Origin of the sequence: Chondrinema litorale (assembly GCF_026250525.1) — a bacterium.
Lineage (GTDB): Bacteria > Bacteroidota > Bacteroidia > Cytophagales > Flammeovirgaceae > Chondrinema > Chondrinema litorale.
In genome coordinates this window covers 47,982-73,900 of record NZ_CP111049.1, presented here as the reverse complement: position 1 = coordinate 73,900, position 25,919 = coordinate 47,982, and the positions used below count along the sequence as shown (strand labels likewise).

Below are 25,919 nucleotides of genomic sequence, written 5' to 3'. Positions count from 1 at the left end.
TGCTAGTAGAATTGTGTATTTGTAAATGATGATATTATTTAAAGTCTTCGAGAATTTGCTGGTCTCTTTGTGTTTTATCGATACTGTTTCTTGACTTTTTGCCTGTAATCCAAAATAGTATGCCGCTAATGCATACAAATCCTAGAATGATCCATTCTATTGGCCAAACAAGAGAGACAGGACTAGCCGGTATGAGCATAAGTAATAAAATAGAAATAGCTACAATAGCACTAGCATAAGCGATTGTTAAACCATATTTCAATTTGTAGGGTCTTCTCATTTTTGGAAATTTCTTTCTAAGACTAATTAATGAGAAAGATACTCCTAGAAATGCAACAGTCATACAAAAAGAACCTACATCAACGAAAGCAACCATTGCTTGTCGGCCAGTAAATACAGATAAAAAAGTGATAATTCCGCAAAACAGAATGGCTTTGGTAGGAGTACCATATACGGGATGTGTTTTGCCAAATGTAGCAGGAATAATTCTGCCTCTGCCCAAGGCAAAAATTACTCTTGAACAAGCCAGAAAAAAACCATTCCAACTGCTAAGTAATCCGATGAGTGCGGTAATGAGTACAAGTTTGGCAATCCAACTTCCGGCAAATGCCTGTTTAAATGCTGCGGCTGTTGGTAATGATGCATCTACTATGTTGTTCCAAGGAGCAACCATTCCTGTACTTACAATCAGTATGAAATAGAAAGTTGTTGCTGCGATAATAGAAAGCAAAATAAGTGAGCCTAAAACCTTTGGGGAAATATTGGATTGAGCTTCTTCTGCACTTTGAGGAATGGTATCAAAACCGACAAACCAAAAAGGCACAGTTACTAAAACAGCCAAAAATCCTTTCCAAGGAATATCTCTGTTACCGAATACTGGTTCGAGATTTTTAAATTCTCCAGAACTAAAACCAGCGATCATCAATAAAATAGCGGCCAATAAAATGGCAGATGTTAGCCAAATCTGAAATTTTGCAGCATTACCAACTCCTTTATGATTAAGCCATGTAATTAAACCAGTACACAGCAATGCTAATAGAATATGCGATGTAAAAACAGTATCATTTCCAATTTGATATAATGGCAAAAATTCGATAGAAGGAAACAAGTAACTCATTACTTTACCTACAGAAATGGCTTCAAACGCCGAAACTGAAAGGTAGCCAAAAGCCAAAAACCAACCGATAATAAAAGATTTTTGGGTACCATAAGCTTTATAGGCATAAGAAACTTCTCCACCAGCAAGTGGCAGCATCGAAGTAACTTCTGCATAGCAAAAACCTATGAGTAACATAAGCGAACCACCCAAAGCAAAAGCTAAAGCAGCGCCAATTGGTCCGGCATCATTGAGCCAAGATCCCATGGCGGTTACCCAGCCAACGCCGATCATGGAGCCAAAAGCCAGACTGAAAAAAGCTGTTTTACCTATCGCTTTTTTTAATCCCGGTTGATTTTTATGTATGGTATTTCCTTCCAAAAGAAATTGGATTTATAGTTTCAGAAAATCGTGTTTTGTTATTCTTGTTTTGATTGCTCTTTTTTTGGTCTTGGTTTTCTTATTGGTGGCTTGGTCGCATTTTTATGCCCGTTGCCGCCATTGTTTCCAGATTCTGATTTAACCAGTTCTGGTTTTTTTACAGGTGCTTTAACTACTTCATCACCCAGAACTTTTTGTGAGAAAACTCTGAGACCTAAGTCAGCTCGATAGCCATGTATTTCTTTCACATCGAGCACTTTCAAAAAATTGATAGTTTCTTTGGTGATTACCTGTCCGGGCATAAGCACAGGAAATCCGGGCGGATAAGGTATTACAAAAGATGCAGAGACTAATTCTCTTCCTGAATATAATTCATTTTCGCATTCATTCAGATGCATATGCTCACAATTTTCTTCATCGTAAGCTAGAAAATAAGCTTTTCTTAAATTGCCAGCAGGTGTTCCATCTACTGGTAAAAATGTTTGGTTAAAATGACTAAACTCAGGAAGTGGTGGATGATCTTCAGTTAAAGAATGGACTGAGCTATTATGTACAGTGCGTTCGTCGCGACTTAGCTCTAAGTTTTCTTGATCAAGTTGAGCTGCAATTTTAATAAGCACACCGATTAAATAAGAAACTGAACTTTTAGTAGTACCAATGTTGGTCATAAAAAGTACAGTATTTCTCGATGTCTTATTGATTTGGATACCAAACTGATCCATAAGATACCTGTTTTTGAAAGTATCTCCATCAACACCAGTTTTACCTATATGCAGAGTAATTTTTGTTGGATCAAGCACGAATTCATCCTTTTCCCATGCTTCGTCCATACGCATCCAACCCTCATTTTTATCATAGTAAACTTCCAGCCCACTTTCCCGATATTCTTTAGGAACCAGTTCTCCTAGACTAATAATATCGAAATACTTTTTAAGCATCGGATGAGTAGATACTCTTTCTCTGAGAATCATCGCCATTTCAATACTTTTTTCTACCATTTCGAATCCCTCAAACATCACTTGTCGTCTTCCCACATCAAGCGAAGCAAGAATCTGGTAATTGGCAGAAGTTGAAATGTGCGTCATATAAGCTTCGTGGAAAGATTCTTCCGCTTTCTTTTTAAAATCTTCATCATAAATGTGAATCATAGAACCTTGTCGCAAACTTGAGAGCGTCTTATGTGTAGACTGTGTGCTATAAGTCCTAATTTTTACTTGGTCTGGGTCTGGCATAGCTTGCTGTGTTGGTTTGGCTTTCCACGCTTTGTATTCTTCCCGATAAGCATCAGACTTATACTTTTCGTGTAATTTTCTCGCCACATACATTCCCGATCTTTGCTTAAAGGTTGGTGAGAAAGCAGCAAAACCGAACCAAGCTTCATCCCATAAGAAGATCATATCTGGTTTAATAGCCAGTACTTCTTCCATTACTTTTTCCACATTGTAAACCACTCCGTCAAATGTGCAATTGGTAAGAATCATCATTCTCACTCTATGCAATTGATTGTTTTCTTTAAGTTCGAGCAGTTTTTCTTTGATATGAGAAAGCGGAACACCACCAAACATCGAGTATTCATTCAATGTGTAGCCATCCATGTAGATTGGAAATGCACCAGATAACACCATGCTGTAATGATGCGATTTATGGCATTCTCGATCAATTAGGATGATATCTCCGGGTTGCACCAATGCTTGAGTTACAATTTTGTTGGAGGTAGAAGTACCATTGGTTACAAAAAATGTTTGTTGCGAACCAAAAGCTCTAGCAGCTAATTGTTGCGCCTTTTTTAGAGGGCCTGTAGGTTGAAGTAGAGAATCTAAACCACCAGTTGTGGCTGAGGTTTCTGCTAAGAATAAATTTCTTCCGTAAAAATCGCCTAGGTCTCTTGCCCAGTGAGATTTAAAAATGGAATTACCTCTAGAAATCGGCATGGCATGGAATACACCTGTTGGTTTTTGGCTATAATCTACCAATGCAGAAAAGAAAGGTGTTTGGAAACGATCGGCAATTCCTCTTTTTATGCTCAGGTGCATTTCCTGTAGATCTTCCATTCTAAAAAATATCCGGCGGAAAACCTTAAGGTCTTGGTCATTGCATTTGGTAATAGCATGATCTGTTACCAGATAAAGATCAATTTCTGGTCGAAGTGATTTAATAATCTGACCTAAAATTGCACCAAGTCCGGTTTCAGAGTGGTCTTTTAAATTATGATATTGGGTTTGAGAAATAAAAGGTTTAAGAATCTTAAGGTTATTTCTAGACTTAAATGGCAAGTCGTAGCGAATAACACAACTTTGTATATTGTAATTGAAAAGAATGGCTATTAACGCATCTTGAAAATTACGGGTAAAAACCAATTCATCTATAAACTTGCCATTGGGGTCTCTCACTTCATCAAAGCGATTTCGCATTTCAAATTCACCCTGATTGGTAAGGTTATCCACAATGAGCACTTCATAATAATACTGCTTGCAAATAATTTCTCTCTCGGTTGATCTTCTGCCTTTTTTAGACATATGGTCTAAAGCTTTTCTTCTATAAGATTCGCTTACCAACTCCCTCACCATATCAATTACTTGATTGTAAAAGGCAAAAAATGATTTGTTGTTAAAGAGGGTTTTAAGATTTTCGAGATTGGCCATTCCGGGAAAAGCCCAGTATGGCTCAATTATGTGTAGAAAGGAGAGGAGGGAGTTAATATCCTCTCTTATCTCATGATAATCTTCGTCGTTGGAAAACTTTTTTGAGAGTTCTCCGGCTTTCATTTTCAAATCGTTCCAGATGTCAATGCGGCATTGTGCAATGTTAAAATTGTACGTGGAAAAATATTTTGTCGCATTTAATTCGTCAGTGTTCATGCTTTCATTGGTTTTTTGGGTTAATGTTGTTTTCGAGGTTGTTGTTACCTTTAAATTTGTTCTTAAACTTATACCATGTAGACTGTGGTGGAGGTGGAACTTCATTTTCTAGACTTTCCTGTATTTCTTTAATTCGTGTAGGTTTTTTAATTGGCCCTAGCGAGTGTAAGTAAGATAAGTCTGCACCTTTTTGATAAACTGGAAATGTGCTGGCTTTTTCTCTAAAGCTTTTAAGCGGTTGGCCTAATCTGAGGATGCCATTTTCACGACTGCGTTTTACCCGATCTAGATCGATTTCTATGGGAATCATTTCTTCTACCTGCTCTGCTTGATAGATAATACCACCATCAGGACCGCAAATTAACGATTTTCCAGTTCCACCAGTTTCGAGGCCGTTTACATCAAACACATAACATTGATTAATGGCAGAAGTGGCTCTCACAATAGAAAGTTCTACATCTCGGTCTATGGTTCCGGTTAATGTTGGGTGAAGAATTACTTCTGCACCCATGGCTGCCAATTGGCGCGAAGTTTCAGGAAACCACATATCGTAGCAAATGAGTAAACCAAACCTACCAACGTTCGGAATGTCAAATACACAAAATTGATCACCACCAGAAACACCCTCTTCGTAAGGTAAAAAAGGAAACATTTTACTGTATCTTTTCACGATTTTACCTTCCGGATTAATTACCGTTGCTGTATTGTATATTTTGTTATTTCTCTTTTCAAACATGGAACCCGGTATTAGCCAGATTCGATGTTTTTTTGCCATTTCTTGAAAAGCCTGTTCTGTTTCGTTTGGGAATTCTTGTGCGTGATGAGTTAGTGGACCAAAAGGTGACAGTTCGCTAAACATTACCATTTCTACCCACGGATAGATGGACATGAGCACATCCAATTTGAATTTCATAGCTTCAAAGTTTGGATAGGCCGCATGGACTTTCATTTGTATACCGGCAATAGAAAATGTATTCATTTATCTAAATGATTTAAATTTTAACATAGTGATTGAGCTGCTAACCATATACATATAGTTGCAGTAAGCTGGTTTAGCGGAAAGTAATTTTCTGCTTTTTATATAGCAGGTTCTGCCATTGAGGTTAATTTCATTAATTCCTCTTCAAGGATGTTTAATCCTTTATCTAATTGCTCGTTGGTAATTACCAATGGACTTAAAATTCTAATTACATTTTTAAATGTTCCTGCCGAAAGGATGATGAGTCCACGGTTGAAGCAGCTAACAACTAATTTTGCAGTAAGGTCTGCATCTGGTTGAGTTGGGTTACCGTCTTTCACAAGCTCGATGGCATTCATGGCACCCAAACCTCGAATATCTCCGATTACATCTGTTTTTTTCTGCATGGCTTCAAATCGTTCAGTTACAAACTGCCCGATTTCTACTGCTCTATCATTCAGGTTTTGCTCGTCGATAAATTTTATGGTGGCAAGAGCAGCAGCACAAGAAACAGGGTTTCCAAGATAAGTACCACCTATTGTTCCTGGTCTGGCTTTATCCATAATTTCTGCTTTGCCCACTACAGCACCAATTGGCATACCCGAACCCATAGATTTTGCCCAAGTAGATATATCAGGGGTAATTCCGTAATGCTGATAGGCCGCCCATTTTCCAGTTCTAGCAAATCCACTTTGTACTTCATCGATAATCAACATAATACCGTGTTGAGTACAAATATCTCTTAAACCTTGTAGGTATTTTTTTGGAGTAACATTAAATCCTCCTTCACCTTGAACTGGTTCGATAATAACAGCAGCCACATTATCAGAGTCAACCATATTTACCAGCGCTTTCTTAAACTTGAAAAGCTCTCTGTCTGAAAACTCGTCTTGAGAAAGACCATCTTGGTTTTTATAGTAATTAGGATATTGTACTCTATAGACTTCTGGTGCAAAAGGGCCACATCCAGTTTTGTAGGCTACTTTAGAAGTTAATGACATGGCCATCATAGACCGACCATGAAATGCACCAGTAAAACAAATCACCGCTTGTCGACCTGTTGCTTGTCTGGCAATTTTTATGGCATTCTCTACAGATTCAGCTCCTGTATTGGTAAGCATGGCTTTTGTTTGTGCTCCATGAGGGAATAAACTGGTAAGTTTTTCGGCAAGTGCTACATAAGGTTCGTAAGTTCCCACATGGAAACAAGCATGAATCAATTTTTCGGCCTGTTGCTGAATGGCTTTTACTACAGGTGCTGGACAGTGACCTGCATTTAGTACACCAATTCCTCCGGCAAAATCTATCATTTCATTTCCATCAGCATCTATTATAATTCCATCTTTTGCTTCACTAACCGTTGCCGGATTAAAAATACCCACACCTTGGGGTACTACGTTTTTTCTTCTTTCTATTAAATCTTTTGCATTGCTCATTTTCATTAAATTTAGCTTCTGCCTGCTTTTGCAGGTTGTAATTGTAAGGTAATAGCTAGTAGACAGACTTGCGGCTAAGTCTGCAATAGGTTGAAAGATAAAAAGTGAAGTGATAGTTTTTTTATTTGATCTATCACTTTGTATAATTATTAGCTTACGTAAATGGTTTTCGCATTTACAAATTCTTTAATTCCATGGTGAGAAAGCTCTCTGCCGTAGCCAGATTTTTTAATTCCTCCAAAAGGCAATCTTGGGTCAGATTTTACAAGTGAATTGATAAATACTGCTCCGGAATGTATCTCTCTAGCAATTCTTACTGCTTTATCGGTATCTTTAGTCCAAAGAGATGCACCTAATCCATAGATTGATTGGTTGGCATAGAGAATAGCCTGTTTTTCATCCTTTACAGGAATAATTGTGGCAGCAGGGCCAAATGTTTCTTCGTCAAAATTTGCCATTCCCGGTTTTACATCTACCAAAAGTGCTGGATTAAAGTGTGCTTTTTCTTGTTGCCCTCCCATTACTAATCCGGCACCAGCTTTTACACTTTCTTGTACTTGTCTGCTCAAGTTCTCAGCCAGATCAACTCTGGCAAGTGGACCAGTAGTGGTGTCTTTTAAAAGAGGATCACCAGTTTTTAATTCGGCAATTTTCTTTTGGACTATTGCGGTAAATTCATCTTTAACAGATTCAACTACCATAAATCGTTTTGCAGCAATACAACTCTGCCCTGCATTTAGCATTCTCGATTGTACTGCAACAGTAGCAGCTTTTTCAATATCAGCATCAGCTAAAACGATAAATGGGTCTGAACCACCCAATTCCAATACTGTTTTTTTTATGTTTTTTCCTGCTAGTGAAGCCAGCGATGCACCTGCTTTTTCGCTACCTGTAAGCGTAGCAGCTTGCACAATGTGGCTTTCAATTACTTTTTCGACTTGATCTACTTCTATAATAAGCGATTGAAAAACACCTTCTGGGAAACCAGCTTCTCTAAATATATTTTCTATCTCGATGGCACAGCCTGTTACGTTTGGTGCATGTTTGAGCAAGGCTACATTGCCTGCCATTAAGTAAGGTGCAGCAAACCTAAAAACTTGCCAATATGGGAAATTCCAAGGCATTACGGCTAGAATCGCACCGATTGGTTCGTAACTCACAAAACTTTTTTGTGCATCAGATTCTAGATATTCATCTTTTAAAAATGCTTCTGCATTTTCGGCATAGTAATCACAAACCCATGCACATTTTTCAACTTCAGCAATTGACTCTTTAATTGCTTTGCCCATTTCGAGTGTGACAGTGCGAGCATATTTTTCTTTGTTTTCTCTGAGCAGTTTAGATACTTGATTGAAAAGAGCAGCTCTTTCTTTGTAAGAAGTTCTTTTCCAGCCTTCGTAAGAAACTGCGCTTCTTTTTAGTTTATCCCTGAGACCTTCATCTGTAAGTGTAGGAAATTCGTTGATGAGTTCGTCGGTATAAGGATTAATGCTTTTAAAGTTCATAGTCTAAAAAATGTGTTGTAAATCATTATATAAATAATAACAATAAAAACAAATTATGTTCCCTACATTTTCCTCTTAATTATTGATTAACCATCGAAAAACAGCGCTAATTAAACAAAAAAGTATCTCCCTTTGCGAGTTAAAGAAAGATACAAATAGTTAACATGTTCTATATCAGATTAATAAATAGAAACAAAATATTTGTTTCGTCTCGCTATGCTTATAGACCAGCTTATTTCAATAAGTCACACAAAAGTTTTCACTTATTTTTAAATAAGATGTAAATGAATTTTTAGGTAGATATTTTCCACAAAAAATGACCATATCTTTATTTAGAGGTATATTTATACTAGCTTCTTGAAAACTTTATTTGCTAGAATGCCACTAAACTTAATTTGAAACTTCTTTCTTCCGTCGTTAAATGAAATTTTTTTTACTTGTTGCTTTTTTAATTGCTTCTACTAGCAACTTAAATCTAATCTTTGCTCAATCTACAAAAATCCCAAAACATACTGAGTTAATTAGTGAAAAGATAGATAGTCTCTTCACCGAATGGGATAATCCAGAGAAAGCCGGTGCAACGGTGGCAGTGGTAAGTGCTGGAGAAATTGTTTATAAAAAAGGTTATGGAAGTGCTAATCTAGAATACGATATTCCCAATAGACCTTCTACAATTTTTCATGTGGCTTCTGTTTCAAAACAATTCACAGCATTTTCTACATTGTTACTAGAAGCTGATGGCAAATTGTCTTTAGATGATGATGTGAGAAAGTACATTCCAGAAATTCCAGATTTTGGCAAATCGATTACCTTAAGGCATTTGGCTACTCATACTAGCGGGCTTAGAGATCAGTGGAGTTTATTGATAATGGCAGGCTGGCGATTTGATGATGTAATTACACTAGAGCATGTTTTAAAATTAATAAGTAAACAAAAAGAGCTAAATTTTGAGCCGGGAGAGGAGTATCTCTATTGCAATTCAGGTTTTACATTATTAGCAGAAGTAGTAGCCAGAGTTTCGGGTAAAAGTTTCGCTGAGTTTACTAAAGAACGAATTTTTGAGCCTCTCAAAATGTCAAACTCATTGTTTTACGATGACCACGAAAAAATTGTAAAAAACAGATCGTACTCTTATTATCTCGATGGAGATACCTACAAAAAAAGTGTTTTAAGCTATGCTAATGTGGGTGCAACCAGCTTATTTACAACTGTAGAAGACCTAAGCTTGTGGACTATGAATTTTATTGAACCAAAAGTTGGAAACGAAGAAATTATAGATAAAATGAATACACTGGCTGTTTTAAACAACGGCAAAACTTTTGGTGGTGCACTTGGTCAGTTTGTGAGTAAATATAAAGGATTAAATCAGGTTTCGCATGGAGGAGCAGATGCTGGATACAGAACATTTTTATTGAGATATCCAGATCAAGAGTTTGCGGTAGTGGTGCTTAGTAATTTGGCAAACTTTAATCCGGGTGGATTAGCCAATCGAGTGGCAGATTTGTATTTAGAAAAATATTATCAACTACCTGAAAAAGAAGAAAAACCCAAAGTAAAATACAAAAAGCTAAAGGCTGAAAAACTTGCAAAGTTTAGTGGTAATTATTGGCAACCAAAAGAATACTACAGTAGAAAAATCTATGTAAAGAATGATACCTTGAGATATTTTAGGTGGGAAGGCAACGAAAGTGATTTGCTCCCAGTAAGCGATAATGAATTTAAGATGCAAGGGGATAACATCGACCTTACTGTGAAATTCGAGAATAATGGCGATCAAAAATTTATGAATGTAATCGAGAATGAAGGAGAGCCTCTTATTTTCGAATCCTTCGATTCAGTAGCTTATACTCCTGAAGAACTAGAAAATTTTGCTGGTTTATATTATAGTGAAGAATTAGAAACTACACTAAACTTTGTGGTTGAGAATGAAAAACTCATCGCAAAACATATCAGAATAAGCGATATGGAATTCAATCCGATTAAGAAAGATACTTTTCAAAGTTCATTCTATGCCTATCACATCATCGATTTTATTAGAAATAGTAATGGAATGGTGATCGGTTTTAAAGTTTCGAATGGCCGAGTAAGGAACCTATTATTTAATAAGCTGTAATTTTTAAGATTTCCATTTCAAATAAAATCTAACCATTCATCTCTATTTTATATACATTTATGAAATATATAATAGGAGTAAATTAAAATTTTTTCTAATTTTATATACAAATATGAAATTAATAGAATCTTATAAAAGATGAAAGGAACATATCTAGGCGAATTTGAAGAACTGGTTTTACTCACAATAGGCGTGCTGTATGACAATGCTTATGGAGTAATGATTAAAAAAGAATTAGAAAACCAAGCCGGAAGAAAAATTAGCATTGGCGCAGTACACGCTGCTGTAAACAGATTAGAAGACAAAGCCTATCTAGAATCTTATTTTGGAGAACCCAGTAAGGAGCGTGGAGGTAAGCGAAAGAAGTTCTATAAAGTTACCACTTATGGCCAAAAGGTGCTCAAGGAATCTATGGAGATGCGCCAAAGATTATGGAAACAAATTCCTGATATAGCATTCGATATAAAACCCGGAAAAATATGAAAGCACCCAAAGACATTAATCCTCCGGAATGGATATTCGCTTTGATTAAGAACTTTTGTGACGAACAGTTTCTGGAAGAAATTGAAGGCGATCTAGCAGAAGTTTTTTATGAGAATGTGAGAGAAAAAGGCTTACAAAAAGCCAAGCTTTTATATCTGTTTGATGCTGTTCATTATTTCAGACCATTCTTTTTTAAAAAGAGAAAAAAGGATTACCTCACTTTAAACATTGTTCCTATGTTCAAAAACTATCTATTGGTTTATCTCAGAAACCTCAAAAGGCAAAAAACACAATCTATCATCAACATATCAGGCTTAGCACTTGGTTTGGCATCTTTTGCATTAATATTTCTGTGGGTACAGTTTGAGTTGAGTTATGATGCATTTCATACCAAAGGCGATCGCATATATAGATTAGCAGGTGGGGTACAAACAGAGTCAGAAACTTTTCAACAAGCAGTAACCTCACCACCAATTGGCCCACAATTGTTAGCAGATTTTCCAGAGGTTGAAGCAGCTGTTCGGTTCGATAGAAATAATGCGGTGGTGAAGAAAAACACGACCTTAATCGCAGAAAATAATTTGTTATTTACCGATCCTTCTTTCTTTGATGCGTTTGATTTCAAACTGAAAAGTGGAGATGCAAACTCAGCTTTAAAAGAACCATTTAGTTTGGTACTTTCAGAAAGCATGGCAAGAAGATATTTTGGTGATGAAAATCCAATTGGTGAAACCATTACCATGTTTTTGTACGATGCTGGCAACCAAGGAGCGGAGTATAAAATTACTGGAATTGTAGAAGACTGCCCGCAAAACTCGCATATACAATATGAGGCATTGGGTTCATTTAGCACACTCGAAACTGTACAACCACAGGTATTACAATCTGATGGTTGGTTTTTTAATGGATTTTATACTTATCTCTTGCTAAAAGAGAATGTGAGTGCAGAACTTTTAGAAGATAAGCTTCCTCAGTTTATCAATAAATACATGGGTGATAGCATGAAGCAGTATAATATGTTTTATGAATTCAGTTTGCAAAACTTAAAATCTATTTATCTAGATTCTGATTTGCGTTATGAGCTTGGAGCTACAGGCAACAGACAAAGCATCTGGATTTTCGCTTCTATTGGTTTCTGCATTTTGTTGTTGGCTATTATCAATTATGTAAATCTTTCCACTGCGATTTCGGTAAAAAAAGAATCTGTAAGTGGAATTAGAAAAGTATTGGGAGCACAGAAAAGTCATCTATTCTTGCAACATCTAGCCGAATCAGTGTTTACAAGTTTGTTTGCCTTAATACTTGCAGTATTTCTTATGGAAATATTCAAGCCACTTTTCTCGATGATTACTGGAAGAGCTCAGCTTCAAATTCTTAATATGCAAACTATAGGTTATCTTTTGCTAGTAACCATTATTGCAGGTTTGCTTTCAGGAATTTATCCAGCCATAGTTTTTTCTAAAACTTCACCACTCAATAGTATGAAGAAATTAGTTGGACACGGAAACAAAAGTGCAAGCTTAAGAAAGTTACTCGTAGTGTGTCAGTTTGTGATTACCGTTTTTTTGCTTTCAGGAGTATTGATGATTAACAAGCAGTTTTCTTTTATCAAGAATAAAGATTTGGGATTGAATAAAGAAAATGTGTTGATGCTTAAAGTAAACGGGAGCCAAGAAGTGAAAGACAAATTTGAAGTTTTTAAACAGGTTTTATTACAAGAGAAAAATATAAGTAATGTAGCAGCTTCAAGAAATGTATTGGTAAATGGTTTGGGGAATAGTTTAGCAACGACAGAAAACGGAGAGGGTAAACAAATTAATTCTAGTTTATATAATGTGCGGATTGATGAGAATTTTTTGGAAACTTTCGGTATGCAAATAATTGCTGGCAGAAATTTGAGTAGTTCACCAGCAGACTCAAATGCATTTTTATTAAATGAAGTGGCGGTGAAAAACTTTGGTTGGCAAAGTTCTGACGATGCCATTGGCAAGCCTTTTAGCCAGATGGGCAGAGCCGGAAATGTAGTAGGAGTGGTAAAGAATTTTCATTATAACTCATTAGCACATTCTCTAGAGCCAGTAAGTCTTTTTTTAAATGGAGGGAATATTTCTGTAATTTCAGTAAGATTTAATGGTACTCCCAAAGAAGCTTTAGCTCTTGTAGAAAAGCATTGGGAAGCTATGTTTCCTGCATCCTATTTCGATTATCGATTCTTCGATCAAGCTATTCAAAGTCAATATGAATCTACAGAGAGGTTTTCTCAAATATTTTACATATTCTCTATTGTATGTGTCATTATAGCTAGCATGGGTTTAATAGGCTTGGTCGCATTTGCTACAGAACAACGCAAAAAAGAAATCAGTATAAGAAAAGTACTAGGAGCCTCAGTTCCATCTATATTATGGTTGGTCAGCTCTGGATTCTTAAAATTGATTTTAATCTCTTTGATAATAGCCATACCGTTTTCTTGGATTTTTATGGATAATTGGCTTCAACAGTTTGCCTATCACACTCAATTAAGTATTTGGATTTTTGTAGGTTCTGGTATTTTGGTGGTATTTGTTGCCATTCTCTCAGGTTTTCTACAAACTTTAAAAAGTGCAATGGTGAATCCTGTAAAGAATTTGAAAAGTGACTAATCTACAAGAATTTAAACGATATATGCTATAACAATGTACCTATTACTGCTTTATGCAGGTACCTTTCTTAATAAGTGCTAATTAGTTTTATTTATTCAGCAATGTTGCTTAATAAAATACATCAAGGAAATAATAATCGAACTTTCCCATTTATTAATAAATCTTTATAGAAAAAATATAAAAAGTGGCTTAAATACATAGTATTTCAGTTTTTAAAATAAAAAAGCTTAAATATTAGTAGAAAACCTATGTATTATATCTTCAAATTGTCATTAAAGCTTACATAGTACACCCTGTTGATATAGATAATAATTTTATTTCGTTCAGCAAGTAAGATAAATGGCAAGGCATGAGGTATAAAATTTTATCCAATCTAATATTTACGATTTGTATATTTTTTTATGGTACCAGTTTCGGGCAGTTAACAACTCCCTTTCCGGTAGCCTGCTATAATTTTGATGGTAATCTGGAAAATGATGATCCTGCTGCAGGAATTCATGATCTCGAAGAGTTAGGAGATTTAGGGAATTACATTTCAGGCGATGGAGTATGTTATGGAACAGATTCTATCTACATTTTTTCAAACGGTTCAGGATTGAATCTTAAAAAGAATAATTTACCTACTGATACCTATTCACTCCAATTATTTTTTCAATTTACAAGTGCATCCAATAGTCCATCAGGAAGAAGAAGAATTTTAAGGTTTAAATCAAGTACAGATGCAGGATTATATTTAGATTCTGACAATAGATTGGTCTTCCAAACAAAAAACTCTTCGGCAGCAGCAAATCTGGTAAAAGGCACAACTGTTATATCCGAGGTTAACAATGTTACAGAATGGATAAATATTGCCATTACTAGAAATGATGCAACTTCTGAAATGATTGTTTATTTGAATGGTCAAGAAGAAATGCGATTATCAACTGCAGGTTTTTCTAATTTGGATAACGATTTTCAATTATTCGAAGATGGTCCTGCTGGTACTCCAAATGAAGAAGCTTCAGGTAAAATAGATTTTTTACGTTTTTATGATGAAGCAATGGATGCTACTCAAATTGAAGAAATCTACAATATCTCTCAAATAAAAAATGATGTTTTAATATCAGACAATCCGGGAAGTACCATTTGTGTAGGTGAAACAGTTGAGTTAACTGCTTCTGGTGGTGATGGTACATATTTATGGAGTACTGGCGAAACAACTACTAGTATATTTGTAGCTCCAACAGATACAACAATTTATTGGGTTCAGTCTACTACAGGTACCCCATGTGATAGAAGATGTTATAACATTAGAGATTCATTAACCATCAATGTAAATCCTTTACCAACTGCAGATTTCACATTAACTGGTGGCACTTGTGCAGGTGGTACAATTACGCTTCAATACACAGGAACAACTCCATTAACAGCTAATTTTAATTGGAACAACTTCGGTGGTGCTGATGATGTAAATCCGTTAGGAAACGAAACTTATGAGCTTATCTGGAATTCGACTGGTGTAAAAACTATTAATTTAGATGTTACTCAAAGTGGTTGTACAACCAGTACTTCACAGAATATTGCAATTACGGAACAGGTAGTTGCCTCTTTTAATGCTCCAACGAGCGTATGTTTTCCAAATCAGGCAACTATAAGTTATTCTGGCACAGGTACACCAACATGGGATTTTGGTGGTGGAACAGCCAACAAGCAAACGGGAGAAAATTATTTAGTTAGTTGGGGTTCAGTAGGTACTTATACTATTTCTGTTTCGGTAGAAGAAAATGGATGTTTATCTGAGTTTTCTCAAGATATCGAAGTTTATAATCCTGTTGCTATTTTCTCAGCAGATTTAAATGTGTGTGGCACTACAGAAACTTCCCTTATTCAATTTACAGGAAGTGCAGGAGAAAATGCAACTTTCAATTGGAGTTTTGATGGAGGTAGTCAAACTAAAGTATCAGAAGATGAAGAAATATATGAAGTAAGCTGGAATACAATTGGAACTAAAACAGTAACCTTACAAATTGAAGATGGAGGCTGTATTTCAAATACTTATAGCCGTCAGATAAATGTTTGGCCAATACCTACAGCAGACTTTTCAATACCTACAGAGGTATGTACACCAACTGAAGCCATAGTTCAATATACTGGAACTGCTGCAAACTCTGCAACCTATAATTGGGATTGGGATGGAGGTATAGCATCAAAAACTGGCACTGGTGAGACATATTCAGTTTATTGGGCTGAGCCTGGAGAAAAAACAGTCAGACTTACAGTTTCTGAAAATAATTGTTTATCAGAAGAAGTAGCACAAACCATTTTAGTTAAAGAAACTCCTCTTGCTACATTCTTAATGCCTTCAACAGCTTGCCAATATTCTGAAGTAGCTATTGGCTATGCAGAATTGATTTCAAGTGGACTTACTTTTAATTGGAGTTTTGATGGAGGCGCAGTTATAAGTGAGGACTTAGATAATCAGCAATACATAATTTCTTGGGATACAGAAGGGACTAAGACTGTTACATTAGATGTAGAGTTGGATGGTTGTTCAGCACAATTAGTAAGAGAAATTGAAATTCAAAGTACACCAACTGCAGTAATTAATGCGCCAGTTGGAGGTTGTGCAACTGATAATATTCTAATTGAATATGGAGGAGATGGTTTACTATCTACTACCACATTTAACTGGGATTTTGATGGTGGAACTGCTGTAAGAACTCCTGGTACTCAAGAATATGCTGTTACTTGGCCAGATGGTGGCTTTAAGCAAGTAACACTTCAAACAATTAATAAAATTACTGGCTGTTCAGCTGTAGATACAGTAATAGTTCAGGTAAATAATTTTTCAGCTTTCGATTTACAAGCAGATTTAAGCACAGTTTGTAATCCAGGTTTTGCTACTATAGAGTTTACAGGATCATTAGAAGATGGAGCTACATTAATCTGGGATTTTGATGGGGGTGTAGCGGTGAAAGATGGAACATCAGAAAAATATACTGTTACATGGGACACTTCAGGAGAAAAAACAATTTCAGTAATTGCTCAAGGAGTTTTATGTCCTTCAGATACAGCATTTCAGGTAATAGATGTGGCAGTTACTCCTATTGCTGCTTTCGAATTACCATCTAGTTTAGTTTGTAGATTTGATGCAAACCTTGTCACTTTTACTGGTACAGCAAATGATGATGCAGATTTCTATTGGGATTGGGATGGAGGAGACGCCACTAAAATTTCAGATACAGAATATCTGGTTGTTTGGACAGAAAGTGGAGTAAAAGATATTAGCTTATATATCGAGCAAGATGGTTGTATTTCTGAAACAGTTACACAAAGTATTACAGTAAATAATGAGTCTGATTTCTTGCTTGAAACTATCAATCAAGGTTGTTTAGATGAATTTGTGAGAATTACATTTACTGGAGTTGCAGAGCCAGAAGCAAATCTAATTTGGGATTTTGGTGGAGGAACTTTTGAGCTAACAGGCACAGATACTTATGAAGGTTATTGGGCTGATGCAGGTACAAAAGAAATTAATCTAATTGTTGAAGGTGTTGTTTGTCCAAATGATACTACATCTAAGAGTATTCAAATTGGTGAAGTACCAGTTATAAGCTTTGAAGTTTCTGAACCAGTTTGTACTACCCAGCCTGCTTCAATCGCATTTACAGGAACAGTGATAGATGGGCAAGTAATTACTTGGGATTTTGCAGACGCAACGCAAGTAGATTCAATTGCTGTAAATACTTACCAAATGATTTGGGAAACTGCGGGTGACAAAGACATTAATGTAACTGTAAATAATAATGGTTGTATTACCGATACTGTTTTACAAGTTACTGTTAACCCACTTCCAGTAGCAGCATTTATAGTTCCTGTATATGCCTGTTTAAATGAGAGTATTCTATTACAATTCGATGGAAGTATTGCCGGTGCAGCCGACTTCGATTGGGATTTTGGAGATGCAGAAATAATTAACAGTCTTGGTAACGAAGCAATCTCATTAAGATGGACTACTGCAGGTACCAAATATATTTCTCTTCAAATAGAAGAAAATGGTTGTGTATCAGAAGTATTTACAGACTCTATATTTGTTACCGATCCTGATGGGTTTGACATTTTAGCAGCAAAAGATATTCTATGTGAGGATGAAGTAGTTACTATAAGTTTTGATGGTTATGTTGAACCAGGAGCTTCTATTAACTGGAATTTTGATACTGATGCAAATATTACTAAAACTCCTGGAAAACATGAGTATGAAATTAGTTGGCCTGATCCGGGTACTAAAACTGTTACTTTAGATATCATTAGTAGTTGTGGTACAATTTCAGAAAATCGAGATTTTCAAATTAATGAACTACCTGTTGCTACTTTTGATCTAGATGCAAAGGCTTGTGTGGGCGAGTCTGCAAATGTAACATTTACAGGGACTCACGATGCAACTTGGGATTTTATATGGGATTTTGATGGAGGAACAGCAACAGTTGCAGCTTCTAGTGCTACTGGCGAAGATTATAATGTAGTTTGGGCAGAGGGTGGTACAAAAGAAGTAACACTTATGATCGATAATGGTGGCTGTATTACTCCAATATATTCTGCTACGATTCAAGTTGCAAGTGAAGCAAGCTTTACATTGACTCCTAATAAAAATACTTTCTGCGAAGGTGAAGTTGTACTTGTTCAATTTAATGGATCGAAAGAAGATGGAGCAGTATTAACATGGGATTGGGATGGAGGTATTCCTTCGGGTAATCTTGGAAATGATTCTTACGAAGTTTATTGGTTAGATGCAGGAGAGAAAAATATTGAACTCACCATTGGAGGAGGAACATGTCCTGATGTTACTTTTACAGAAACAGTACAAGTTTTAGAAGAACCAGTTCCCGATTTTACTGTATCTCCAGCTGCATGTTTAGGAGAACCTGTAGAAATTACTTTTACGGGTCAAGCTGAAGCAGGCTCAATTTATATGTGGGATTTTGGTACAGCAGCAAATGTGGTAAAAGAACCTTCATTAGAAACATATTATGTTACTTGGACAGAAACAGGTTCTCAAAGAATTACACTTCAAATTGATAATGGTGGCTGTTTGTCAGAGATCAATTCTGAAGGAACTTACATAATGGATTTCTCCGGTTTTGATAGCAAAATGGATACAGTTTGTGCAGAACAACCTTTAACTATCGATTTAGGAATAAGAGATAATATTCCAGGAATAACCTACACTTGGGATTATGATGGAGGTGAAGCGATTACAGAAGATGGGTTGAATGCTAGTGAAGTAACTTGGGATACACCAGGAGACAAAGAAGTTTGGTTACACATTAACGGTTTAGAATGTTCTGCGGACTCATTTGTCTATTATGTACATGTAAAAGAAACATATACACCAGAAATTGCAATTACAGCAGATAGTCTATATTGCGATGCTAGAGAGGTATTAATAGCTCCAGTTTATAATAATGGTGGTGAGAACCCGACTTTCCGATGGTTTGTAAATGATCGTATGGTGAAAACAAGTGAGACATTTTCATCTAGTGATCTTGAAAATGGAGATGAAGTATTTGTAATTTTCTCTAGTTCAGAAGAATGTTTGAGAGCACCAAGTGTAGCTTCTAATACTATAATCATTAATATTTCAGATTTTGCTTTTCAAGGTGATCTAACCATAACTCCAAATCCGGTTTGTCCTGGCCAACCAATTGATCTTAGTGTTCCAGATATTTATGCTGGAGTACAATGGCAATCTTCTATAGATGGTGAAGAGTGGGAAAGTATTGATGGTGGAAATGTGGCATCATTAAGTGTAACTCCCCCTGAAGAGACCTTCTACAGAGTTTGGGTAACAGATGGTTTTTGTAATGATACTTCTTCGGCAGAGTTCGTAGAATTTAGAGATGTAACACCAATTGAAGCAGCAGAAGATAGAACTATTAGAGAAGGGTACTCAACTGAATTAGGAGTAAAATTCGGAACAGATTACACTTGGTCTCCTGCAGATACAACTATTAGTAATCCAAATATTTCTAATCCGGTAGTTTCACCAGTGGTAACTACAACTTATTATGTAACAGGTACAACTATAGAAGGCTGTTTAAGTACAGATTCTATTGTGGTAACAGTTACACCAAGACTATTTGTACCAAACACATTTACACCAAATAATGATCAAATAAATGATTACTGGGAGATTGATATGATGGATGAATACCCAAGAGCAGTTGTAACTGTTTTTAACCGCTGGGGTAAAAAGATTTATCAATCTGAGCCAGGCTATTTAAATCCATGGAACGGATTCTATAAAGATGGAAACGAGATGCCAGTAAGTACTTACTATTATGTACTCGATTTAAAAGATGGTTTTCCTGCATATAAGGGTTCTATTACTATTATAAGATAGAAGAATGATTTACAGAGTTTTTTATTTATTGATAATAGCCTTATTTACTTCACTGAGTTTATCAGCACAGCAAAGGCCACATTATACCCAGTATAATGTAAACAACTATACGCTGAATCCGGCAGTTGGAGGTATTGGAAGTGGAATAGACATAAAGACAGGTTATAGAACCCAATGGGTAGGTTTTGAAAATTCTCCAAAAACTTTTTTTGCAAGTGTAAATGCACCACTGAATAAAATAAGTAATATTCATTACAGAAGGAGAAGAGTGAGAGCACACCATGGAGCAGGAGGTTATGTATTTAATGATGTTACTGGTCCGCTTAGTAGACAGGGTGCATATGGTTCTTATGCTTATCATTTACCATTAAACAAAGAATTGTTTTTCTCTGCTGGCGTATTTTTAGGAGTAGTTGAGAATAAACTTGATCTAGATAAAATTACCTTATCAAACCCAAACGATCCGGCAGTGTTGGCAGCAACTGGTTCAAAACTATCACCAGATGGTGCCTTAGGTTTATGGCTTTATTCAGAAAGATTTTTTGCAGGCTTATCTATGAGTCAGATATTTAGGTCAAAAATTTATTCTGTAAATGATAATAGTGCTTTATTAGAAGGAAAGCTATACAATCATTATTTTTTACATTTTGGCTATAATATCAGAATTCCATTTAAAGACCATTGGAAAATAGTACCTTCTGTACTCATAAAATCTGTTAGACCTACATACAGCCATTTTGATTTAAACTTAAAAGTTTGGTATGCAGATACCATGTGGGGCGCAGTTTCTTATAGATTCCAAGATGCTGTCTCGGCAATGGTGGGTTATAAATTACAAAACTGGTTAGAAGTTAGTTACTCTTATGATTTAACTACTTCAGATATAAGAAGATACAGTTCTGGTTCACATGAAATAGTAATTGGATTAACTATGCCTACCAGATTGAATGTTCTTTGTCCTGATAAATTTTGGTAAGAGATTAAACGAGTATTAAACCGAATGCTCTATTAAATCTGCTAAGCTTACAAAAGTTAATGCTTTCTCATGAGTAGCCACAAGATTTACTGGTGGAGCTACTCCTGCTTCAAGTGCTTCTTGCCATCTCAATGCACATAAACACCAACAATCTCCTGCTTTTAAACCTGGGAAATTGTATTGAGGCATAGGACTAATTAAATCATTTCCTCTACTTTTGCTAAACCTCAAAAACTCTTCTGTAACGTGGGCACAAATTACATGTGAGCTTTGGTCTTCATTACCGGTATTGCAATATCCATCACGATAAAACCCTGTAAGTGGCTTATTACAACATAATTGTAATTCTTCACCTAATACATTTTTTGCCATACCTATAATAATCAGATTAAGAATATTAGCTTATAAATTTAAACTCCAAAAGGAGAATAGTAACTAATTTAAATATTACTTTTAGTTGCAATGGAGCGATAACTATATATGCTAACAACAATGAAACATAACAATGGTAGTATAAAAGAAAAATTGATTTCAGGAATATAACCAAGAATTGCAGTATCAGCAAGTCCATGTCCTCCAATATCAATCATTTTTCCTTGGAGTGGTGGTAATAGCGCACCACCTACAATTGCCATTACTAACCCGGCAGAACCCAGTTTAGCTTCATCGCCCATTCCATCTAGTGCAATGCCATAAATGGTTGGGAACATTAAAGACATACAAGCAGAAACAGCAACCAATGTGTATAAGCCAAAAGTCCCCCCAATAAAGATAGTTCCGGAGCAGAATACAACTCCACCGATAGCAAAAATCATCATGAGTTTTGCAGGGTCTATATATTTAATTAACCAAGTACAAATCCACCTACTAGAAAGAAATGTAACCATTGCTGCCATATTATACCATGTTGCTGTAAGTTGTTGGTCTTCTGGTCTTGTAGCATTTAGGTTGTCTACATATTGGAAAATGAACGTCCAGCACATTATCTGGGCACCAATATTAAAAGTTTGGGCAATTACACCTTCGTAATATCTTGGGTTTTTAAACAAAAGTTTAAAGGTAGCTTTTATCGAAAGTTTAGCGTCGTTTCTCGTAACAGGCACTTTTATAAAAAACATGATGATCATAATCACAATTACTAATATGCCTAATGCGATATATGGCAAACTAATAATTTCAAGATCATTTTGCCTTATGGCTACTTTTTCTACTTCAGATAGAGCTTCGTAAGCTGTTGGTGTATAATCATCAGATCGGAGGGCATCCAACACGACTAGTTGAGCGGTAAGCATTCCCAAAAGAGATCCCATTGGGTTAAAAGCTTGAGAAAGATTAAGTCTACGTGTAGCAGTTTCTGGTTTCCCTAATGAAAGAATAAAAGGATTTGCGGTGGTCTCAAGAAATGCAAGTCCAAATGTTAGAATGTAAAGCGAAGCTAGAAAATAACCAAATTTCTCATATTCAGCAGCTGGTAAAAATAACAATGCACCAATTGCATATAGTCCTAAGCCCAGTATTATTCCAGATTTATAGTTGTATTTTCTGATAAAAAATGCCGCCGGAAGTGCCATAGTGCCATAACCACCATAAAAAGCCAATTGGACTAATGCGGCTTCAAAATTGGATAGCTCGGGCATTACTTTCTTAAAAGCGGAAACCATTGGGTTGGTCAAGTCATTGGCTATGCCCCATAAAAAGAAAAGTGAGGTAACTACTATAAAAGGTATTAGTGGTGTTTTGGTAAGCTTGGTTTCTGTTGTGGAGTTCATTATTTACTTAGATTATTTTCATATTTATAGAGAAAGCCGATAAGGTTCTGTAATGAAGTAATTAGACATAAAATCCGAATATATAAACAGAAAAGTGTTTATTAATTAAAATAAAGCTTTTTTTCACTCAAACAGTTTATGATTCTTCTGTAAAATGCTTTTTTTGTTTTGGTTGTGAAAACTTTTCCTGATTGTATTTTTCAGAGTTTCCTTTACTTATAGATAATGATTGCCAGTTATTTCCTGCTATCATTTTTCCAAGAAACATAATTTGCCCCACATGAGAAGAATAATGTGCTAGCTGCCTAGTAATAGCTTCAACTACACTATGGCCCATATTTCTAATGTAAATTGTTTTATTTAAATCATCGGGATTTAATGCTTCAAGTGCATCCATTAGACAAGCCCAACCTTCATCCCATTTTTCAAGAAGTTCTGTTTTGGATTTAATATCATTATCAAACTCTGCATCTCTTTGCCTCCATTCTTTTTCTCCATCACTAGTTAAAAAGTCTGTCCAACGAGAAAGCATGTTGCCATGCATATGTTTTACGATAATAGCTATACTATTACTTTGCTCATTGTATTGCCAAAAGAATTTTTCGTCTTCTGTGATCTGCTCAAATGTTTTATCTCCTAATGATTTATAGTATTTAAAAAGTTTGATAGTGCCTGAAAGGAAATCTTGCATGTGTTGTAAATTTAATTAAGACGACTAGTTTCAACTTCTCTAAATATACACTTATGTTGTCATTTTTTAAATCATTTAATTTGAATTTCTAGATTTTAGAATCCTGAATGAGGAATTATTTTTACTGCACTATTTTTTCATCTTACTGCAAAGCGTTTGATTATATGATCTACAAAGTCAATATTTAGGTTAAATACTTTATCCTCTGATTAAAAAAATAAGATCATGCTACAACATTACTTTAAGATTTCGCTAAGGCATTTGTGGAATAATAAATTTTTTAGTCTTATAAATATTACTGGACTTTCAGTAGCTATGGCTGCTGCTTTTTTCATATTCAGATATGTAAGTAATGAGTGGAGTTATGATAAATTCCATAAAAATGCTGATGCTCTCTATAGAGTAAACATGAGCTTTAATAGTGAAAAAGAAGAAACTTCTGCGAGTGCTCGTGTTTCTCCCATTGTTGGAACCTTACTAAAAGAAAATGAAGCTGCGGTAGAAAATATTTCTCGCATGGTGATTCTAGGACCAGATGGTATAGTTTCTTATAAAGATAATGCAGCCTCTATAAGAAATTTATTTTTGGCAGACGATCAGTTTTTTAAACTCTTTTCATTTGAACTGGCAGAAGGAAACCAAGCAGAAGTGTTGAGTAAGCCATTTACGATTGTAATTTCGGAAAGTGTAGCCAATCAATTATATGGAGATACTTCTCCAATAGGTAAAACAATTGAAATTAATGCTTCTAATTTAGATGGTAGTGCAGAGTTTACTGTGAGTGGAGTTTTTAAAGATTTTCCTCAAAATACTCATATTAAACCAGGTGTTTTGATTGCTTATTCTACCTTGTTTGAATTTGTAGGTCATCGTTTTGATGAGTCTTGGCAATGGAATGAAACCTACACTTATGTTAAACTAAAAGAGAATTCGGTAATTTCAGATGTCGAAAAAGGGCTGAATCAGTTTGCGGCAGGAGCCAATCAAGAAATGTGGGATGAGCAAAAAATGTCTTGGAAGTACAGCTTACAAGCAATCACAGATATTCACCTTACACAAGGCATTTCTCATGAGTCGGAAGCCGTGAGCAGTAAATCTAATCTCTGGTTTTTAAGTGGAATTGCAGCATTCTTACTCATTATTGCTTATATCAATTTTGTAAATCTTACGATAGTTAAATCTCTAAAAAGACTTAAAGAAGTAGGTGTGCGCAAAGTATCTGGAGCCAATAGAATACAGTTATTTGTTCAGTTTTTATTGGATTCGGCTATAACCAATTTGTTAGCTTTTATAATGGCAATTGTATTGCTCACTTCTTTAAATGAATTGTTAGAAAGCTATTTTGATATTAATACTACAAATTTAGTTTTCAATAACTACAGCTTTCCAATCTTCTGTTTTGCCTTTTTTATATTGCTTTTATTGAGCTGTAGTTTGTATTTAGGGGTAATTATTTCTGCATTTAAGCCCACAACAATTTTTAAAGGCAAGATTACAGAAGGCACTTCTTCTTTAAGTTTTAAAAACGGATTGATTGTATTACAATTTGCAGTTTCTACACTGTTCCTCATCGCTACTTTTTTGGTTTACAGACAAGTAAATTTTATGCAAGAGTCAGACACAGGAATGGATCTAGAAAAAATTGTGATTATTAATACACCTAAAGTTTTCCATTATAAGTATGACAATAGCTTTGAACAATTTCAAAATGAAGCTACAAAACTTGCAGGTGTAGTAAGTGTTACTGGTACAGCTTCCGTTCCGGGAGAAAGTGTTTTTATGTATAACAGTCAGGTAGAAATAGATTCTCGATCAGTAGAAGGTGTTTTTAAAAGCTTACCCATTACAAAAGGCTTTTTCGACCAATATCAAATTTCTTTATTGGCGGGTAAAGATTTTACTACACCATCTCGCGATTGGTCAATAGTAAATGAAACTGCAATGAAAGCTTTTGGTTATGATAAGCCTGAGGATATCGTAGGAGTAAGAACAAGTTTAGGGCAAATTATGGGAGTAGTAGAAGATTACCACCACGAAAGTTTGAAAACGGAAATCACACCAACAGTTTTCTTTTATGGAGATCCATTGAATTACTATTCTGTAAAATTAAAGGGAAATAGTATTTCGGCTATAATGGAGCAAACAGAATATGTATACAAGTCTTTGTTTCCAGATAGTCCTTTTAATTATTTCTTTGTCGATGAATTTTACAACAAACAGTATAAATCTGAAAGACAATTTTCGAGGTTATTTGCTTTTTTTGCAGCATTAGTCACTTTTATTTCTTGTATAGGCTTTTTGGCCTTAACTAGCTATGCAGTTCAGCAAAGAACTAAGGAAATCGGAATTAGAAAAACCTTTGGGGCTAGTAACTGGCAAATTTTGTATATGCTCAACAGGCGATTTATGAAGTTTATCCTAATTGCCGTTGTGGCAGCCATTCCAGTTGCTAATTACTTACTCAGCGAATGGTTAAATGGTTTTGCTTACCGGATTGAACTCAATTGGCTCTATTTTTTCATTCCGTGTTTATTGGTAATCATCATTGCATTGTTAGCAGTGAGTAGCCAATCGGTTAGAGCTGCGAGTACCAATCCGGCAAGTAGTATGAGGGAAGAATAACAAACTGTACGAA

At 35.5% G+C, this 25,919-nt stretch carries 14 protein-coding genes; 6 read left to right on the top strand and 8 right to left on the bottom strand.

What is annotated here, in order from left to right; all coding sequences use genetic code 11:
* Window positions 1-34: 34 nt before the first annotated feature.
* The 5 genes from OQ292_RS28670 to OQ292_RS28650 form a co-directional block, all read right to left on the bottom strand.
* Window positions 35-1,477: an APC family permease gene (locus OQ292_RS28670; RefSeq protein ID WP_284687741.1), complete on the bottom strand. Its 1,443-nt coding sequence runs from the start codon at window positions 1,475-1,477 to the stop codon at window positions 35-37.
* A gap of 38 nt (window positions 1,478-1,515) precedes the next feature.
* On the bottom strand, window positions 1,516-4,335 hold the full coding sequence (locus tag OQ292_RS28665; protein ID WP_284687740.1) for an aminotransferase class I/II-fold pyridoxal phosphate-dependent enzyme: 2,820 nt from the start codon (window positions 4,333-4,335) through the stop codon (window positions 1,516-1,518).
* A gap of 4 nt (window positions 4,336-4,339) precedes the next feature.
* A complete protein-coding gene (locus tag OQ292_RS28660) occupies window positions 4,340-5,314 on the bottom strand; it encodes a carbon-nitrogen hydrolase family protein (RefSeq protein WP_284687739.1) in 975 nt (324 codons plus the stop codon).
* Window positions 5,315-5,412: 98 nt separating this feature from the next.
* Window positions 5,413-6,729: a 4-aminobutyrate--2-oxoglutarate transaminase gene (gene gabT / locus OQ292_RS28655; protein WP_284687738.1), complete on the bottom strand. Its 1,317-nt coding sequence runs from the start codon at window positions 6,727-6,729 to the stop codon at window positions 5,413-5,415.
* Window positions 6,730-6,878: 149 nt separating this feature from the next.
* Window positions 6,879-8,234, bottom strand: coding sequence for an NAD-dependent succinate-semialdehyde dehydrogenase (locus OQ292_RS28650; RefSeq protein ID WP_284687737.1), 1,356 nt, complete (start codon window positions 8,232-8,234; stop codon window positions 6,879-6,881).
* A 421-nt stretch (window positions 8,235-8,655) separates the two neighbouring features.
* Here OQ292_RS28650 and OQ292_RS28645 point away from each other — a divergent pair, with 421 nt between their 5' ends.
* From OQ292_RS28645 to OQ292_RS28625, 5 genes are all read left to right on the top strand, one after another.
* Window positions 8,656-10,347 carry a serine hydrolase domain-containing protein gene (locus OQ292_RS28645; protein ID WP_284687736.1) on the top strand — a complete coding sequence of 564 codons (1,692 nt, stop codon included), beginning with the start codon at window positions 8,656-8,658 and terminating at the stop codon, window positions 10,345-10,347.
* A gap of 138 nt (window positions 10,348-10,485) precedes the next feature.
* Window positions 10,486-10,830 carry a helix-turn-helix transcriptional regulator gene (locus tag OQ292_RS28640; RefSeq protein ID WP_284687735.1) on the top strand — a complete coding sequence of 115 codons (345 nt, stop codon included), beginning with the start codon at window positions 10,486-10,488 and terminating at the stop codon, window positions 10,828-10,830.
* On the top strand, window positions 10,827-13,469 hold the full coding sequence (locus OQ292_RS28635; RefSeq protein ID WP_284687734.1) for an ABC transporter permease: 2,643 nt from the start codon (window positions 10,827-10,829) through the stop codon (window positions 13,467-13,469). The genes OQ292_RS28640 and OQ292_RS28635 overlap by 4 nt, the downstream gene beginning before the upstream one ends.
* A gap of 349 nt (window positions 13,470-13,818) precedes the next feature.
* Entirely contained in the window at window positions 13,819-19,848 is a 6,030-nt protein-coding gene (locus tag OQ292_RS28630; RefSeq protein ID WP_284687733.1) for a T9SS type B sorting domain-containing protein, read from the top strand.
* Window positions 19,849-19,852: 4 nt separating this feature from the next.
* A complete protein-coding gene (locus OQ292_RS28625; RefSeq protein WP_284687732.1) occupies window positions 19,853-20,824 on the top strand; it encodes a PorP/SprF family type IX secretion system membrane protein in 972 nt (323 codons plus the stop codon).
* 15 nt (window positions 20,825-20,839) lie between these two features.
* Here the strand turns inward: OQ292_RS28625 and OQ292_RS28620 are convergent, their stop codons facing one another.
* From OQ292_RS28620 to OQ292_RS28610, 3 genes are all read right to left on the bottom strand, one after another.
* Entirely contained in the window at window positions 20,840-21,202 is a 363-nt protein-coding gene (locus OQ292_RS28620) for a DUF2237 family protein (RefSeq protein WP_284687786.1), read from the bottom strand.
* 62 nt (window positions 21,203-21,264) lie between these two features.
* Window positions 21,265-22,593 (bottom strand): L-fucose:H+ symporter permease, encoded by a 1,329-nt coding sequence (gene fucP / locus OQ292_RS28615; RefSeq protein ID WP_284687731.1) that lies wholly within the window; start codon window positions 22,591-22,593, stop codon window positions 21,265-21,267.
* 136 nt (window positions 22,594-22,729) lie between these two features.
* Window positions 22,730-23,284, bottom strand: coding sequence for a DUF1572 family protein (locus tag OQ292_RS28610; protein ID WP_284687730.1), 555 nt, complete (start codon window positions 23,282-23,284; stop codon window positions 22,730-22,732).
* A 225-nt stretch (window positions 23,285-23,509) separates the two neighbouring features.
* Between OQ292_RS28610 and OQ292_RS28605 the strand changes: the two genes are divergently transcribed.
* Entirely contained in the window at window positions 23,510-25,906 is a 2,397-nt protein-coding gene (locus tag OQ292_RS28605; protein WP_284687729.1) for an ABC transporter permease, read from the top strand.
* The last annotated feature ends 13 nt before the right edge of the window (window positions 25,907-25,919 follow it).

What these genes read in the sequence shown, in the direction of transcription:
- OQ292_RS28665 (WP_284687740.1), bottom strand. Translation starts at nt 4,335, where the DNA reads ATGAACACTGACGAATTAAATGCGACAAAATATTTTTCCACGTACAAT.
- OQ292_RS28635 (WP_284687734.1), top strand. Translation starts at nt 10,827, where the DNA reads ATGAAAGCACCCAAAGACATTAATCCTCCGGAATGGATATTCGCTTTG.
- OQ292_RS28640 (WP_284687735.1), top strand. Translation starts at nt 10,486, where the DNA reads ATGAAAGGAACATATCTAGGCGAATTTGAAGAACTGGTTTTACTCACA.
- OQ292_RS28610 (WP_284687730.1), bottom strand. Translation starts at nt 23,284, where the DNA reads ATGCAAGATTTCCTTTCAGGCACTATCAAACTTTTTAAATACTATAAA.
- fucP (WP_284687731.1), bottom strand. Translation starts at nt 22,593, where the DNA reads ATGAACTCCACAACAGAAACCAAGCTTACCAAAACACCACTAATACCT.
- OQ292_RS28645 (WP_284687736.1), top strand. Translation starts at nt 8,656, where the DNA reads ATGAAATTTTTTTTACTTGTTGCTTTTTTAATTGCTTCTACTAGCAAC.
- OQ292_RS28605 (WP_284687729.1), top strand. Translation starts at nt 23,510, where the DNA reads ATGCTACAACATTACTTTAAGATTTCGCTAAGGCATTTGTGGAATAAT.
- OQ292_RS28650 (WP_284687737.1), bottom strand. Translation starts at nt 8,234, where the DNA reads ATGAACTTTAAAAGCATTAATCCTTATACCGACGAACTCATCAACGAA.
- OQ292_RS28630 (WP_284687733.1), top strand. Translation starts at nt 13,819, where the DNA reads ATGAGGTATAAAATTTTATCCAATCTAATATTTACGATTTGTATATTT.
- gabT (WP_284687738.1), bottom strand. Translation starts at nt 6,729, where the DNA reads ATGAGCAATGCAAAAGATTTAATAGAAAGAAGAAAAAACGTAGTACCC.
- OQ292_RS28625 (WP_284687732.1), top strand. Translation starts at nt 19,853, where the DNA reads ATGATTTACAGAGTTTTTTATTTATTGATAATAGCCTTATTTACTTCA.
- OQ292_RS28660 (WP_284687739.1), bottom strand. Translation starts at nt 5,314, where the DNA reads ATGAATACATTTTCTATTGCCGGTATACAAATGAAAGTCCATGCGGCC.